Source organism: Pedobacter sp. T50_32 (assembly GCF_057652195.1).
Map to the genome: position 1 here is coordinate 595,311 of NZ_JBYFBY010000002.1, position 17,114 is coordinate 612,424.

The 17,114-nt window shown below is 38.7% G+C and carries 12 protein-coding genes; 3 read left to right on the plus strand and 9 right to left on the minus strand.

The genetic code is table 11. From position 1 onward, the window contains the following. Positions 1–14 precede the first annotated feature (14 nt). The 3 genes from AC23ME_RS07980 to AC23ME_RS07990 are packed head-to-tail and all read right to left on the minus strand — an operon-like array spanning position 15 to position 3,300. On the minus strand, positions 15–782 hold the full coding sequence (locus AC23ME_RS07980) for an SDR family NAD(P)-dependent oxidoreductase (protein ID WP_487727225.1): 768 nt from the start codon (positions 780–782) through the stop codon (positions 15–17). A gap of 9 nt (positions 783–791) precedes the next feature. Next, the gene (gene dgoD / locus AC23ME_RS07985) at positions 792–1,970 is read right to left on the minus strand and encodes a galactonate dehydratase (RefSeq protein ID WP_487727226.1); all 1,179 of its coding nucleotides are present in this window, start codon (positions 1,968–1,970) and stop codon (positions 792–794) included. 7 nt (positions 1,971–1,977) lie between these two features. Continuing rightward, the gene (locus AC23ME_RS07990; RefSeq protein WP_487727227.1) at positions 1,978–3,300 is read right to left on the minus strand and encodes an aspartate aminotransferase family protein; all 1,323 of its coding nucleotides are present in this window, start codon (positions 3,298–3,300) and stop codon (positions 1,978–1,980) included. A gap of 139 nt (positions 3,301–3,439) precedes the next feature. Between AC23ME_RS07990 and AC23ME_RS07995 the strand changes: the two genes are divergently transcribed. After that, on the plus strand, positions 3,440–4,237 hold the full coding sequence (locus AC23ME_RS07995; protein ID WP_487727228.1) for an SMP-30/gluconolactonase/LRE family protein: 798 nt from the start codon (positions 3,440–3,442) through the stop codon (positions 4,235–4,237). A gap of 13 nt (positions 4,238–4,250) precedes the next feature. On the opposite strand, the gene AC23ME_RS08000 is transcribed toward AC23ME_RS07995, so the two are convergent. Genes AC23ME_RS08000 through AC23ME_RS08025 form a run of 6 tightly spaced genes read right to left on the minus strand, consistent with a single transcriptional unit; the run spans position 4,251 to position 14,145 of the window. After that, positions 4,251–4,898 carry a GntR family transcriptional regulator gene (locus AC23ME_RS08000; RefSeq protein ID WP_487727229.1) on the minus strand — a complete coding sequence of 216 codons (648 nt, stop codon included), beginning with the start codon at positions 4,896–4,898 and terminating at the stop codon, positions 4,251–4,253. A 58-nt stretch (positions 4,899–4,956) separates the two neighbouring features. Next, positions 4,957–7,698, minus strand: a complete 2,742-nt coding sequence (locus tag AC23ME_RS08005) for a hypothetical protein (protein WP_487727230.1) — start codon at positions 7,696–7,698, stop codon at positions 4,957–4,959. A gap of 2 nt (positions 7,699–7,700) precedes the next feature. Further along, positions 7,701–8,690, minus strand: coding sequence for a DUF4466 family protein (locus AC23ME_RS08010; protein WP_487727231.1), 990 nt, complete (start codon positions 8,688–8,690; stop codon positions 7,701–7,703). Positions 8,691–8,700: 10 nt separating this feature from the next. Continuing rightward, positions 8,701–9,099, minus strand: a complete 399-nt coding sequence (locus AC23ME_RS08015; protein ID WP_487727232.1) for a hypothetical protein — start codon at positions 9,097–9,099, stop codon at positions 8,701–8,703. A 19-nt stretch (positions 9,100–9,118) separates the two neighbouring features. After that, the gene (locus tag AC23ME_RS08020; RefSeq protein ID WP_487727233.1) at positions 9,119–10,957 is read right to left on the minus strand and encodes a RagB/SusD family nutrient uptake outer membrane protein; all 1,839 of its coding nucleotides are present in this window, start codon (positions 10,955–10,957) and stop codon (positions 9,119–9,121) included. Positions 10,958–10,968: 11 nt separating this feature from the next. Continuing rightward, positions 10,969–14,145 (minus strand): SusC/RagA family TonB-linked outer membrane protein, encoded by a 3,177-nt coding sequence (locus AC23ME_RS08025; protein WP_487727234.1) that lies wholly within the window; start codon positions 14,143–14,145, stop codon positions 10,969–10,971. A gap of 234 nt (positions 14,146–14,379) precedes the next feature. On the opposite strand from AC23ME_RS08025, the gene AC23ME_RS08030 reads away from it, so the two are divergent. Together AC23ME_RS08030 and AC23ME_RS08035 are read left to right on the plus strand one after the other, a co-directional pair. Then, positions 14,380–15,879, plus strand: coding sequence for a PQQ-dependent sugar dehydrogenase (locus AC23ME_RS08030; RefSeq protein ID WP_487727235.1), 1,500 nt, complete (start codon positions 14,380–14,382; stop codon positions 15,877–15,879). Positions 15,880–15,882: 3 nt separating this feature from the next. Next, complete coding sequence (locus tag AC23ME_RS08035; protein WP_487727236.1) at positions 15,883–17,112, plus strand: Nramp family divalent metal transporter; 1,230 nt, start codon at positions 15,883–15,885, stop codon at positions 17,110–17,112. Positions 17,113–17,114: the final 2 nt, after the last annotated feature.

Here is a 17,114-nt window from a genome sequence, read left to right on the forward strand (position 1 = left end):
TTAAATTCGATAGATTAAGGTCTAAGCAGCGACAGTCCGCCATCCATTAAAAAAGTAGAACCCGTTACGTGTTGGCATTGACTAGAATTTAGCCACAATACTTGCGCAGCAACTTCATCGGCTTCCATAATTTTACCTAACGGGACTTTAGTTTGCGAAATAGATTTTTGCTCTGGCAATTCGCTCCAAACGGTTTTACTTAAGCCTGCATTTACATAACCAGGTGCTATTTCGTTAACTCTGATACCATTTGCAGCATATTCTAGCGCCATGGTTTGGTTAATCATACGCACAGCGGATTTGGAAACGCTGTAAGCTGGTAAATTTTGATGAACCGCATGTGCAGCCCAACTTCCTAAGAATAAGATACTGCCTTTAACTTGCTTTTGCACCATGCTTTTGGCAGCAAAATTGGCAAAATAGAAAGCCCCGTCTACGTTTACACGCATTTCCGTTGACCATTCTTCGGGACTTAAAGTCTTAAAATCTTTGATGGTTACTCGAGCAGCGTTAGAAATACAATGGTCTATTTGGCCATACTTGGTTTCAACTTCGTTGATAAAAACTTCAACCTCTTTATAATCAGAAACGTTTAGACATTTGTACTCAAAATTACCCTTGTAGTCTTTAAACAAAAGCAGTTTATCTTTCGCTTTATCCAAAGGCACAATATCGCTTAACACCACAATAGCCTGTGCTTTTAAATAAGCGGTGGCAATGGCCAAACCAATATCGCCCAATCCGCCACTAATAATAACTACCTTATCTTTCAATTCCTGCATATTTTGTGATTACCAGTCGCCTACGCTACCATCTTTATAAAATGTTCTTTGCAAAACTTCTTGCTGAAAGGGATGCTTTTTAACTTCTTCTTCGTTAATCTCGATACCTAAACCTGGTCGGCCATTAGGCAATACAAGTCTGCCTTCTTTCTGAACCGTAAATCCTTCAGAAACGACATCTTCTCGCCACTCTACATCTTTATGTACGCTTTCGCAAATGATATACGAAGGCGTAGCAAAACCTAACTCGATAGAAGCAGCTGTACTTACTGGCCCTTGTGGATTATGTGGTGCCATAGAAACTCGGTAAGCTTCGGCCAATGCGCCAATTTTACGAGCTTCACTTAAACCTCCGCAGTGGGTAATATCTGGCTGAATTACACTTACAGCACGTTTTTCTAACAATTGTCTAAACGCATGCACACCTACCAAACGTTCACCAGAAGCAATTGGTGTTTGTACAGCTCTCTGAATTAAAGCAATATCTTCCATGGTTTCTGGCCAACAAGGCTCTTCGAAAAAGTACAAGCCATAAGGTTCCAAAGCTTTCGCAAACAACATCCCCATTCTAGGGCTAGGACGAGCGTGGCAATCTACCATAATATCGATATCATCCCCAACTGCATCTCTCATTGCCGCCACACAAGCTTCTGCATATTTAACCGGGCGCAAACCTTCTAAAGGCATTGTTTCTGGAACCGCCATAGATTTGAAGGCAGTAAAACCCTCTTCTACTGCAGCTTGAGCCAATTCGCCGAAACGCTTTGCATCGCCAGGAGCAGTTTCGTAAAAATCTTCCATTTTACCACCACCTAAATGACAGTACAAGCGAATATGGTCTCTTACTCTACCACCCCAAAGTTCGTGACAAGGCACATTGTGTATTTTACCTACAATATCCCAAAGGGCGATATCGATACCGCTGATAGCCGTACCACGAACAATGCCGTTGCCGTGCCAAAAATGCTGGCGGTACATCATTTGCCACAAGTATTCTACTCTTCTAGGGTCTTCGCCTATCAATAATTGAGAAATGTCTTCGATAGCACCAACAACACTTTTGGTATGCCACTCTAAGGTAGCTTCTCCCCAACCCCATAAACCCGGTTGGTCGGTCACTACTTTAACAAAAATCCAATTCCTCATACGTGCATTGCACACGTAAGTTTCAATTGCAGTAATCTTCATTTCTCAATTATATTTGTTTTAAAACCTGTGCTGTTACTTCTAAAGTTTGCTCAATATCTTCCATGGTATGCGCAAAAGAAATACTTCCTTGCTTAATAGGCGCAGGAAAATTGTATACACCACCTTTTATCAATTCTTTGCGATAGCGACCATCGAAATCAAAATCATGATTTAATAAAACATCATGAAAATTTACTGGCTCGTGGTCCATAAAATACACGCAAAAAGCTGACCCCTGTCTGGCAACATACACTGGTCTGTCTAATTTAGAAAATATTTCCTGATAACCTTTCTCTAAAGCAGCCCCTAATTCCTCTACGTGCTCATATACCTTATGCACAGGCGATTTTAATTTCTCTAAAGTGGCAATAGCCGCAGCCGTTGTCAAAGGAAAAGCATTATAAGTTCCGGCAATTAAAACTCTGTTTTCCTTATCAGGATGAACGAAATAGTCCATGTATTTTTTCTTGCCAGCAATTACGCCCAACGGATAACCATTTGCTACCGCCTTACCAAATGTAGACAAGTCTGGCGTTACACCACAGATAGATTGATAACCCCCTAGCGCATGCCTGAAGCCAGTTTTTACTTCGTCAAATATTAGCAAGCAACCGTTTTTATCAGATAATTCTCGTAAACCTTCTAAATAACCAGCTTGCGGCTTAACGATACCAATATTTTGCAAAAGCGGTTCTAATAAAATACACGCTACATCATATTTTTCTAAAACATAGTTGATGCTGTCCAAATCGTTGTAGTTTACCACATGCACTAAGTCGCTATGCGATTTTGGCACCCCGGCACTTAACGAATCGAAAGGATATTCGCCCGGACTTACATAAGCACCCACATCTTCTAACTTGCTGATTACGTTACAAGCTACATCATTATGCCAGCCGTTATAACCACCCTGCATTACAATAATATGATCACGTTTAGTTACCGCTCTTGCTATTCTAATGGCGTGATAAGTAGCCTCAGATCCAGTAGTAGTAATTTGTATACTTTCTGCACTTGGTACACTTTCACAAAACATTTTTGCGAAAGCACCTTCTAGCAATGTTGGGCCAGCGCCCATTAACACTTGGCTTTCTGAAAGTGTACGCTTTACCGCGTCGTTAATATCTTGATCGTTATGCCCGAAGAAAGAAGCTGCAAAGCCAGCTTGATAATCGATATATTCTTTCCCATCAGCATCCACCACCCGACTACCCTGCCCTTTTACAAAACAAATATTAGGTTCCGTTTTTCTATTTAAAGAAACAACCCCTCCAGGTATCCACTGTTCATTGTTCTGCAAAATGGCTGCAGATTTTAAATTCTCTTGCATAAAACGCTATTCGTTATTATTAATATTTGACTACTTTTAAAAGAACACAATTAAAAACATGTATCCCATAAATGATTATTATTGTATACTAAATTACAATTTTTATGTATACATTTAAATAAAAAGATAATTTTTTTCTATGTCAATAATTTTGAACGATTTAAATTTTCCCGAAGGGCCTTGTTTTGACAGTAAAGGCGACATTTGGTTGGTTGAAAAAGATGCTGGAAATCTGGTATTTATAAGCGAGAATACAACCCAAAGACATTTTGTAGATGGCGCACCCAACGGCATTGCTATTGACGAGAATGATTTGGTTTGGTTTTGCGATTCGAAACAGAACAGCATTAGGACTTTTGACCCGATTTTGAGGACTACAGAAACCATAGTTAGCCACTTTGGAAATCAAGCACTTAAAATGCCGAATGATTTAGCTTTTGATCGAAGCGGGAATTTATTATTTACTTGTCCTGGCGATACTTTAGAAGACAACACCGGATACATCTGCTGCTTAGGCACTGATAAAAAACTATCAAAGATTTTTGAAGGAATGTACTATCCTAACGGATTGGCATTAAACCAAGAACAAACTCAATTATTTGTTGCCGAAACTGGGACACAGAAAATATGGAGTTTTGAATGGAATGCTAACTACAAGCAACTTCGCAACAAGAGCTTATTTGCAGAAACTGGAGGTTCAATTGGGCCCGATGGAATTGCTTTTGATGAAGATGGCAATTTATATGTAGCGGTTTACGGATCTGGGAAAGTGAAAGTTTGGGACAAAAACGGTGTATTGAAGGAAGAAATTAGCTCGTTAGGCAACAATCCAACCAATTGCGCTTTAGATCCTTCTGGAAACAAAGGACTAATTATTACGGAAGCTGAAAAAGGATTATTAGTTCAGTATCAGACAAAAAAAAGAGGGATCATTTAAAGACCCCTCTTTTTTATACAAGTTCAACAAGTTCCAACGCCTCTTGCTCTCCCCTGTAAAGATGTCTAACCAACGAAGAATGAGATAATTCCCAATTATCTGTAGCTAAACCTTTCACTATTTCTCTGTGTTCTCTATCTGTATCTTGATAGTCTTCCATTTGATCCATCACAGCACCTAATCTCATGTGAAACAAAGGGATATTGCTGTTTTTATACATTGAAATCAATCGATCATTGCCAGAACTTTCGATCATTTTTTCATGAAATTTCACATCAGCTTCGCAAGCGCCACCGTAATAACCCTTTTCCACCATTTCCGAAAAGTCGTTGCAAATTAGCTCCAACTCACTTACCACTTCCTTATCTTTTTTAGCGAAAAGGATTTTTAATGCACCAACTTCTAGTATTTCCCTGATCTCACGTATCTCTTTAACATCAGCGATGGTCATACTTTTGACGAAGCAACCGCCCTTACCTCCAAACTCCACCAAACTCTCTCCCGCCAATCGCATAAAAGCCTCTCTTACAGCAACCCTGCTTACCGACATTTTTTCGGCCCAAAAATTCTCTACTAAACGAGATCCTCCAGCCAATTGGCTCGAAAGAATTTTCTTTCTCACCTCCAAATATACCTTATAGGCTAACGAATCTTCCTTCATTCTGCATACATTTATAACCAAAAATAAGAATACAATTCAATATCTACAATCTTAGTAGTTAATTCACTCTTTTAGGAAGTAAAACATAAGATCCAGCTTCAGCATTCCAAGAAATTGAATTTTGATCTTTTAATACATTCTTATCAACTGTTTTTTTATTAGTTAAGCTTTCAACACTCCAAAAACCCGCTTTCAATCCTACACAAATCAACTCATAAGATTGATCTTTAGGTACATCTATTTTAATTTCCTCTTTTAGATAAACATTCGGTTTTGCTAAAACGATTATTTTATCCGCCAGTTTAAATGTAAAATAGTGATCTTTCTCTGCAATTTCAACTGGAAGTTCCTTTGCTCCCTTTTCTGTCATCTGAAATATAGTAGCAAACTCCGATAGTTTTTCTTCCTTTTTAGGGCTTACCATAATTCTGGTGCCTTTAGCTTCTGGCCAAACAGATTTAACAGTGTACATATCTTCAAATACTTTTGTACTAGAATCGCCAGACAATATGTTTACTACACGCTCGGCCAACGTTGGTTTAAACATATTTACATAAGTCACCGCCTCTTTTCCTTCCAATTCATTTGTTAGTGCAAATTTACCATCAGCTAAGGCAGGCGTCTCTAATGAATTGATCTGCCAATATTTTTTCATTCCAGCTTCTTTAGAAACCACATGATCTAAAAGTATCATCACCGCTGGCACATCATCTCTTTTCAAATTGAGAAATAACATGCTTTTAGTGTAAGATTCTACCTTTTCTGAGTAAGCATTCGTTATATCAACATTAAAATAACTAAATGAAGGCTTTAAACGATCTGAACCTACAGCCGAAGAACGCACAAAACCAGTCTGAAACCATGGATCATTAAGGACTTCATTTACATTTCTTGGAAAACGCTGGCTAAATCTTGTACCGCCATCGTTAGTTTTGGTTCTGAACAGCAACGGTTCTTTTGGATCTCTAACCAGCATCATACTGTGAGAAACTGATCTTTTATTATAGTTGAAATCGTAAGGAGAACCGTAAGAAAGGTACAATCCTAAATCGCCAACCTGTATACCTCGGTGGTAAATCTGCAAAGCACCAGCATCTGCATGTTGATGGTTACCGAAATGAAAACCACCACCTTTTAACTCCACTACTACATCGCCACTACTCCTCTTTTCGTCCCAGCCAGTTCTTGCTACCATGCTATTGAGCACTGGTCCAAAATCTTTGGTTAAAGGCAGTTGTTTTAAATCAAAATCTGGTTTAAGCGCTGGATCATCTAACAGTAAAAACAAGACAGGATTATCTTTCAAACCTCCCTGTTTTACAAACTCGCCCTTTATGATCGCATTACTAGAATAAGCGTAGCAAAGCAACATGGTTTGCGGATTTTTCCAATAGAAATTTTCGCTTTTGCCATATTTTACGTTAAACATATCTCCATCACGAAGCATTTTGCCATCTGGCGTACGCATGTAAACCCAATATTCGGGCAGGTTTTTAATATTATCATCAAATACTGGATAGCCTAACATTCTGTAGTATAACCAAGCCGCATGCATTTCCCAACCAAACCTGTAACCTCCATAATCGATACCTTGGTTGTGTCTCGGCGATTGATATTCGAATTTGCGTAAAGGCACCAACTGATCCAATATCCAATAAGAAGTAAATTTGTACGGAAGCGGATCTTCGTCGTAAATGGCAATACTCATTGACAGGTAATCACGACAAATTTGCGCTTCATTTCCATGACCGTTAACCACACTTTCGATACCGTGAAAAGGCGGCCAGCCCATTTCCATATCGGTAGCTAATCGCATTAAATCTTTTCGCAATTGCGTTCTACTCTCGGTATTCATGAGTGGATAACACCAATCGTAAACCAGAGACGCCGCGTACATTGCTCGTCCTACTTCCCTTGTAATATCACCATAAGAAACATTACCAAATTCTAATACTGAAAGATAGTTTAACGCCAATTGTACAGCTTCCTGTCCTACTTTTTTATCTTCTGTCATCAAATAATAGAATGCCTTTGTTTCTATTATCTTTTCTAGCTCCTCATTGTGAAAAATCTCTTTATCCTTATTAAAAGCAAATTGATATGGTGCTTTTGCTGTAGCCGTTACCGCATTCCAAGCCGCTGCATGAGCTGTATCCTGAAGCCTTTTTCTAACTATAGGTAATGTTTCTTGGTTCACCCACAATCTTGGTCGACCGCTCGGCGGAACAATTTTTGGCACATAATTTTCTGCATCTGCAGGAGGTCCCGGAGCCACAAAAGGTTTTATAGACAATCTTTTAAGCACCAAATTAGCTGGCAGCCAAACTTTTAATTTTTGGTTTTTAGATTTAAAATCGAACTTGCCCAACTCTTGCAAACCACCTTTGTATACATCGTAAACGATGCGAAAAGTTGGCCTATCGTCTCCATTTTTAAACTTTGCTTTCAACGTTAATTTCCCAGTTTGATCCTCTTTTTTAAGTTTATCCAGATCAACCGGCACTGTTTCGGCTTCTAAAATGTATAAACCAGATTTAGGAACTTGAACCGTCCACTCCAAATCTGGAGTAGCAACTGTTTCCAAGTCTCTATTAATTCCATCAACATAAAAAGCGCTTTGCCCGTTAAATGATGTTTTAACAATCTGACTATTCACCTTAGCCTTTTTATTTTCGAGCAATTGGCTTTTTACTTCACCATGCTGCTGGGCAGAAACAACCTGAAACGCAAATAAACTGCAAAGGAAAGCCATTACAAGCTTTCCTTTATTTGCAGTTCTAACCAAATATAATTTGAACATAGTTATCTAACTGTCAACCTTTTAATACTCAACCTCATTTCCTTGGTGGTATTGTTTACACTATTTACATAAATATAAGCATTGTACTTTCCATCTGCGGTTTGTACCCAAACACCACCTTCTGCTCTCATGTTAATTGCAAAATCTGGAGCATCGGTAAAATCTTTAGATCTTAAATCCACATCATCCACAAAAACCCCAAATTGTAATCTGGCTAATTGCTGATCACGTACGGTGAAAGCTTTTACAATTTTTGTTTTGTTTTTTAAAGCCGTAGGCATAGTAAATGTTGGCAAGTAAATTGGATCTGCTGTTGGCGCCACTAAGGAATGTAAATAAGTCACATTTGTTGGCGCTCTATACAGGTAAACCAAATCAATCTTATCTGGATTTGCAGTTGCAAAAGTTGCATTGTACATCTTCATATCTGCAATAGACAGATAAAAATCTGTACCATCTTTAGCTACTAAATCTAAAGCCATATCCATGTTCCTTATTTCATGCGGCCCAGACTGATAAGTGATTGTTTCGCCATTACTAGATTTTGCAGTGAATGTAAAGCTGATGTTTTTTCCACGAGCTTCTTCTGGAATTTTATAGAAATAACGTAGTGTTGCTGCAGAAAAATCGGCAGTGTAAGTTACCTGTGTAGTTTTCCCTGTAGTTACAGATGGATCACCAACAGCGGCACCTACGTCGGTTCCTGAGTTGTTCGTATTATAAAACCGATGATCTAAATATGTTCCTGTAGCTCCTGCTATGCTAGCCTCAACCGTCATAGATGTCAACTTACCTTTTTCTGGCAAGATAGCCGCTGCATAGGCAAATTCGATAGTTCCACCTACAATATTTGGGCCCAAAGACCTCTTGATTAAATCGTTCTGCAACTTATCTGATGCAGTTGGAATAGCGTATTCCTTGTCTTTACATGCGCCCAAGCACAAAGCAAGCAGCACTAAAGACATCAATATTTTAAAATTTATCTTTTTCATTTTGCTTAGCTTATTGTTTTACAGTTAAATAAACTTTATAAGTTTTTCTCACTTTGCGGTTACCAGAAACTACCGTCCACTCTTTAGGTTTAGATAGATCAGAGAAGTCTACCTTCCCAACAATTTTTGGATCTAGCACTGCATCAATCACCAAACTGAACTGAGGATACAGGTTTTTCAAATCTGTACCGTAAAACACCTCCACATTGATGGTTTGCGCTGTGGTGTCGATAGTTGCCGCTTTTGTTCTTACAGTCTGGAAGTCAGCACCCAAGATTTCAAAGGCACTTACATAACAATCTGATCTATTTGTGATCAATAGCCCGTCATCATCCATTGGATAATCTTTTTTACAAGCAGCTATTACAAACAGCACCAGTATTAATTGAAATATGAATATTTTTTTCATGTTTTTTATGATTTAAAGATTATCTCCAAGGTTTGTTTTGCGTAAGATTATTGTTTCTTACTCTTTCTGCTTCTGGAATTTGATAAATGTAGCAACGTTGATAAACTAGCTCATCAGCATTGAAGAAGAAACGTTCCCAGTTAGCTCCCCAGCTATCTTGAAACCATTTTCCAGCACCATAAGGAGCACCAAAAACCGTTTCAATCTTTCTCCATCTTCTTAAATCAAAGGCTCTTTGACCCTCGCCAAACAATTCTACTATTCTCTCTTGTTCTATCGCATCGAAGAAAGCTGCAGGAGAAGAAGTTTTTGACGCCGCCAATGCAGGCAACTTACCTCTAGCCCTAACCCTATTTACCAGAGCGATAGCTGCTGGCTGAGGTCCATTTACCTCGTTGGTAGCTTCTGCATACATCAAGAAAACATCTGCCAAACGCATTAAAGGCCAATTGTAATCGCCAGAACTTCTGTTTTGACCACCATAGTTACGTACAAACTTTCTAGATTGCAAACCTGAAAGATTGGTTGTGTTATCATTAAACGCAGGATAACTTACCCCATCGATAGTGATGTTGCCACTCCAAGTTTTATAGCGAAATGCCACGAAACCGGTAGTTTCTGTAGTACCAATACCCATGATCTTTTCATTATCCCACAACAAAGTAGCTTTCATTCTATAATCTCTGTCTTTATAAGAATCAGGATTAACTGAAGAGTTTGGAGTTGTACGAGCCACATTTCCTACTGCAGGAACGGTTGGGTTCATTTGTGTCATTTTAGGTAAAAAATCACCAGTAATGGTAGATTGATACCTATCTGCCAATTCATATCTAGGGATAGCCTGATTTTGTGACAGACCTACAGATACGCCGGTCCAAACCCTCATGTATTCTTCACTTTGGCCAGTTGCGTTACCACCGTGAGTAAGGGTCATGATCATCTCGCCATCGGCATTTGGATTACCCGTAGAAGGGATAAACATGTAGTAATAATTTGGCAATACATCGGCCTTGCCCATTTCGCCCCATTCGCCTGGTGCACCACCTCTAAATAAGTTTAAACCAAACTCGGTAATTACGCGGTTAAAATCTGCTGCTGCACCTTCAAACGCAGTTCTAGCTTCGGTAGCAGATTGCTGAAAGCCTTCCAATTCTGGCCAGCCATTCTTTTTCCAAGAACCCCAAAACAGTTGCAACTTACCTCTGAAAGCTAAAGCAGCAGGTTTACCAGCTCTTCCAATAGCAGATCCCCTGTTTGGCAACTTCTCTGCCGCATAAGTAAAATCTGCGTAGATAGAATCTTTCACTTTCGTAATTGACGACCTTGAAATAGTATCCACCTCTATTGGTGCATTAACGATCTTGTAGATATACGGTACATCGCCCCACAAAGAAATTAAGCGGAAATAAGCTATACCTCTCAGTAAACGAGCTTCGCCAATAATTGCCTCTAAATTTTGCTTTGATGCTGCTGTTTTTGCATTAGGCAACAATTTTGCTCTTACATTATCAATTACATAATTGGATGTATTGATAGAACCATACAATTCTCTGTAAAGTGTGGCGGCGCCATTACCATAAGAACTCGGATTGTTTACCGTCATACTAATTGGAGCCACTCCAGTATTGTACATTTTGAGGAAATCTCCATGTCCATCGAAATGGTAATCCCTATCAAAACATGGTCTAAATTCGTTGTAGTTACCCATTAAGCCAGTTACGGCATCAGCCTCAGTAAGCCAAAAAGTATTACTATTGGGAGAAACCGTAGCATTCTGATTTAATAAATCTTTCCGACAGCTGCTCATAAAAGCAACCGATAAAATGGAAAGAACTATATATGTAAATTTCTTATTCATGCGATTATTCATTAAAAGTCAAAGTTTAAACCAAACACAAACGTTTTTGTAATCGGGTACGAATCGTTAGCATAAGTGCTCTTCTCTGGATCTAAACCCTTGAAGCCTGTAAACGTTAACAAGTTATCAGCCGAAACAAAACCTCTTATTTTCTTTACGCCAATTTTTTGAATAACGCTGTTTTTAAAGGTATAGCCCAACTGTATGTTTTTCAACCTTAGGTACGATAAATCTTGTAACCAAAAAGTACTTACATAATTATTGGTACTTGTTGAACCTAATGCACTAGGAAGTAATCTAGGATATTCCGCTCCTCTGTTGTCTAAGTTCCAAGTTTGATTTAACTGTTCGTTGGTAACTGCTTGTGCAGATGTACCCAAGAAAGAACTGTTTACCCTGTTCATCCAAAACTCTTTTCTGCCATAAGACCCTTGTAATAAAATAGCCATATCAAAGCCTTTCCATGATGCCGAACCCCTTAAAGCGTAATTAGATGTTGGACGCCCCAACTGTTGGTTAGGATAAGCTTTTCTATCATTAGCGTCAATTCTACCATCGCCGTTTAAATCTTTAATCAGGATATCTCCAGGTGCCGCACCCTGCGGTGTTGCTTTATAAACATCTTCCCAAGTTTGTGCTATACCAATCGATTCGAAGGCATAAACGAAATTGTAAGGCATGTTTACAAACAATGAGCCTCTTTGTAAAGTCTCACTCCATGACAATAAAGTATTTCTGTTTGTAGAATAGTTTAAGTTAACCATGTACCTGAAATCGCCCTTTTTATCATTCCAAGTTAAGTTGGCTTCGAAACCTTGGTTTAGCATATCACCAATATTTCTTCTCGGAGCAATGAAAACACCTAATAAATGGGTTGATAAATCGGATGATCTGTTCATACCTATAGTTTTTCTATCATAATAATCTAACTCTACTAAGAGCTTATTATTTAGCATAGACACATCGAAACCTACGTTAAGAATATTCGTTTTTTCCCAAGTAAGGGCGTAATTGATGAATTTTTTATTGGTTAAACCAACCACGGCAGCACCATCTATAAAGTAATGACCGGCTGTAAGTAATTCTTGTTGTTCATATCTTCCAACACCAACGTTGTTACCCAAACTACCATAAGAAACCCTAAATTTTGCAGAGTTAATTTTGATCTTCTGTAAAAATGGTTTAATAAACTCCTCTTCTGATAAACGCCATCCAAACGCTCCAGCTGGAAAATAACCATACCTATCGCCTGGTAAAAATTTAGAAGAACCGTCTGCCCTGAAAGTACCTTCTAAGATATATCTATCTTTAAAAGTATAGCCCAAACGTCCGATATACGATCTTAATCCCTCCATCTCTGAACTACCCCCAGTGGTTTGAACATCATTTAACGCTCCATCTATCTCAAAAATATTTGGGTTTAAACGCGTACCTCTACTAGCAGCAAGGTATCTGTCTTTCCAGAACTCTTCACTGTAAATTGCTTTTGCCGAAAATACATGTGATTTACCAAAGGTTTTATCGTAACCTAAACTAGCATTTAACTGCGTTTTAAAATTCTCACGATCTGTGTTGTAGATAGGCTCATTATTACCTACATAAATTCTAGGCCCCCAAGCATCTGTTTGAAAATTATACGCCTGTGTAGGCATATCAGCCCTCCAATCGAACCTGTCGTTATAGCTAAGTGAGTAGTTCACGTTTGCAGTAAGCCCTGAAATTGGTTTCCACTCTAAATATCCATTTAAATTTGCCTGCTTTTGGTCCATGTTGTTTCTGTTTCTAACCATGTAATCTGCATACATATTAGAAGCCTGAGAACTTTCGTTGTAGGCCATCGCCCCGCCATAATACCCAGTAACTGGATCAAAAGGCAAAATACCTGCTGGCGCCGAGAATAAATCTAGACCACTAGCACCGTTTGCCGTCATACCCTCGGTGTAGTTGTACTTAAATTGCGACCAGTTGCCAGCAAACCTAATACCCGAAGTCAGTTTTTCAGCAATCTTGGTATCCATATTAAATGCCAAGTTGTAACGCTTAAAGTTATTTTCGATCTGTATTCCACGCTCATCTAAAGCGCCTAGAGACAAATAGTAATTGCTATTATCGCTACCTCCATTAATAGAAACATTATAATTCTGCGCTAAACCATCTCTCAAAACCACATCCCACCAGTTGGTACTTGGATATCTTTTTGGATCGATCATGCTCAAAGCTAACCATTGATCAATTGTGCCGTTTTTAAAGTTAAACGCGTTAGGCAAAGTGGTAGCTGATTGCGCAACCTGTGTAGCAGTTAGTGCTTTTGCGTAATTATTTACAAAATCTACGTTTGCTGTTGGACTAACCAATGACAAGCTATTATTGAAGCTAATACTTGGTTTAGTATTACGTTTACCAGATTTGGTGGTAATCAATATTACTCCGTTTGCTGCTCTAGACCCATAAACCGCAGCCGCTGAAGCATCTTTTAGCACAGAAACACTTTCAATATCATTTACGTTTACCCTATTCATATTTACATCGGGCATACCATCTACAATTACCAGTGGCCCAGCATTGTTTACCGTTCCCAAACCTCTAATTAAAAGTTCTGCTGCATTGTTACCAGCCATACCCGAACTTTGCGTAACCGCTAGACCAGGTAATAAGCCCTGTAATGCCGAAGAAGCATTCGAGAGACCTCTACTGCTTACGGTTTCGTCAAATTTGGCCGAAGCAACCGCCCCTACGATATTTGCCTTTTTCTGCTCACCATATCCTACTACCACTACCTCATTCAACTTACTAGTTTCGGCTTTCATTACAACAGATGCTGCGTCTTTAGGAGCCAGTTCCACCGGTGCAAAACCGATTAGCCTAAATTGTATCCTATCCGTTTCGGATGCAGTAATTTGAAACTTACCATCACCATCGGTTACTGCAACAGCCGACGTTTTAAGATTACGCACCTCTACTCCTGGCAAAGGCATTCCTTCTTCATCTTTAACAAATCCGACGACAGTTCTTTGAAACAAGACGTTTGTAGTAGCAAAATTCGCATCAAGAGAGGCGAGATTGTCAACTTCATAAGAATTGGCACTATCATTATTTCCGGCCTGGCTTATACCCGGATAGATAGCGCAAAGCAATAAAAGATACCGAGATCTCAGTACTCCTTTCGCTTTCAGAAATTTACACTTCATAGCACTTAAGGTTTATAGTTCGTTAGGTTGTTATCAAAGCACTAAATTGTATACATTATAATACACTAATTGAATACTTTTACATGAAAGTAGAAATGATTTTTGATAAAACAAAATTTTATAACAAAAAAATAATCCAAATGCATTAAAAAATGTATACAATTTTAATCTTTTTTTGTATATATTATTATTTGTGATTAACTTTAATCCACTGAACCACCAAGCTATAAACCAATGAGGCAACTCCTTATTATATATATTATACTTATTATCTTCTCTTGTAAGCGAAAAGAAGAGCATATTTTAAGTACAGTAGTGCTTGAAAACTCTAAGCTTGCGCTTTCATCAGCAGCAGACAGCCTAGATGTACCTTGGGATCTTCAGTACGACAAAACCAACAATTGGATTATTTTTTCAGAAATAAAAGGGAGCATCAAAAAACTCGATTTAAACAATGGTAGTGTTCAATTAATAAAAACCATCCCCAACGTTTTTCAACAAAGAACTACTGGCCTACTAGGCATGGCCTTATATCAGCCACAAAAAGGTGAACAGTATTTATTTTTATCATATACTTCCAAAACTAACGATAAAATCTATTCTAATTTATATAGCTATATATATAAGGATGGCTCGATAGAAAACCCAAAACTACTTTTGCAGATACCAGGCAACACTGGACACAATGGCTCGAGGATAATTATTGGTAACGATAAGAAGATCTACTGGGCTACTGGCGATGCTGCGATAGATGCAAATGCTCAGGATATCACAAAATTAAACGGAAAAATTCTAAGGATTAATTTAGATGGAAGCATCCCTAACGATAACCCGATACCTGAAAGTTATGTATATGCTTGGGGGTTCCGTAACATGCAAGGGCTTACGCAAGGCGAAAATAGTTTGATTTACACTTCTGAGCACGGTGATGCTGTAGAAGATGAAGTAAATCTTGTACAACCATTACACAATTACGGTTGGCCTTTAATAGAAGGGAAAAATCCTCCAAAAAAAGAGACGGACAGTATGAAGGCAGTTTCATTTACCACTCCCCTTCATTCATGGACACCAGTAATTGCACCAGCGGGTTTGGCCTATTATGGAAATACCAAAATACCTGAGTGGAATAAAAGCCTTATCCTAACTACGTTAAAAAGTCAATCGCTTCGTATTTTAAAACTTTCGGAAGACGGCAAAACTATTATTGGCGAACATACACTGTTTAAAGATTATCTAGGCCGTCTGCGTTCTGTATTGGTTTTACCCAATGGGGATGTTTATTTCTGCTCTAGCAATAGAGACTGGAACCCACAAAAAGGCTTTCCAAAGGCTGAAGACGACAGAATTTATAAACTTAGCCGTACCGAAAAAGAGGTTGGCGAAATCATACGCCCCCTCAAAACAACCGCTGCCCCTGTTACTGAAGTATCTGGAAAGAACCTTTACGAAGCTTATTGCGCTTCATGTCATAAAGCTGATGGAAAAGGGATAGCTGGAACTTTCCCTTCTCTTGAAAAATCGGCTACCGTAAACGGCGATTTCAAAACCTTGTCCCAAATTATTTTAAATGGCCTAAAAGACAAAGCCATAAACGGTGTGAAATATGAGGCTCCAATGCCAGCATTTAACTTTTTGAAAGACGAAGAAGCTACAGCTATTATCAATTACGTCAGAACTAATTTTAAGAACCAAGCTTCTACCATAGCCATAGACCAATTCAAACAAACTAAATAAACCATGGAAACCACAGCCAAAAGCAGTAACAGCTTTTTAAGAAAAACCCTTTCCGTTCTTGGGCCAGGCATCATCACCGCTTCGCTAATTTTTGGACCAAGCAAAATGACCATAACTTCCAAAATGGGAGCCGATTATGGTTTTAGCTTACTCTGGGTAATTGTTGTAGCCATTTTCTTTATGATGATTTATTCGAAGATGTCGGCTAGAATTGGCTTGGCTTCTGATGATACCATCCTTACCTTAATTAGAAAGAAATATGGCAAAATTACTTCCGTAATTATTGGATTGGGCATTTTTCTGGTTGCCGTTTCCTTTCAATCTGGAAACTCTACAGGCGTATCTTTATCAGCTTCGGAAGCAACTGGCACCAACCCAAAAATCTGGATTGTAGTGTTCAACTTGATAGGCATCTCACTTTTATTTTTCAGGTCATTCTATAAAATTTTCGAAAAACTGATGATTGCCCTGATTATCCTAAAATTATTTTCGTTCCTAACTACGGCAATCATGGTTCCGCCACCGTTGGAAGCATTTGCAAAAGGTTTTATTCCAACCATTCCAGACGGTTCCATTGGTTTAGTAATAGCATTTACCGCGTCTTGCTTTTCTATTGTAGGCGCACTTTACCAAGCTTATTTGGTACAGAACAGCAAAAAATTATCTGGCGGACACAGCGCAAAAGACACTTTAAGAGGTAGCCAAACCGGAACTTTACTTTTAGGCGTAATGAGTATGGCGGTATTAGTTTGTGCAGCCAACACCTTATATCCGCAACATATCCAAGTCAGCTCTGCTGCCGAAATGGGCAAAGCTTTAGAACCATTACTTGGCCCAAGTGCTAAAGCAATCTTCTTCATCGGGTTATTTGGCGCATCTTTTTCTTCACTAATTGGAAATGCGGTTCTAGGCGGCTCATTATTAGGAGACACCTTTAAATACGGCAATGACCTAAATCATTACATGGTGAAAATCTTTATTTCTTTAGTGATGATTTTCGGAGCTATCATCGCCCTATGCTACGGAAAAGCACCGCTAGAATTGATTGTATTAGCGCAAAGCATTACCATTTTCCTTGTCCCATTTATAGCTGTAGTCATGTTTTCAATTGCTAATGACAAGGAAATCATGAAAGAACACGTTAACAAACCTATTACCAAAGTTTGGGGTGCACTAGGTCTACTCCTACTGGTAGGCTTAGCCATCAGCAACCTCATTACCTTACTAAAATAAAC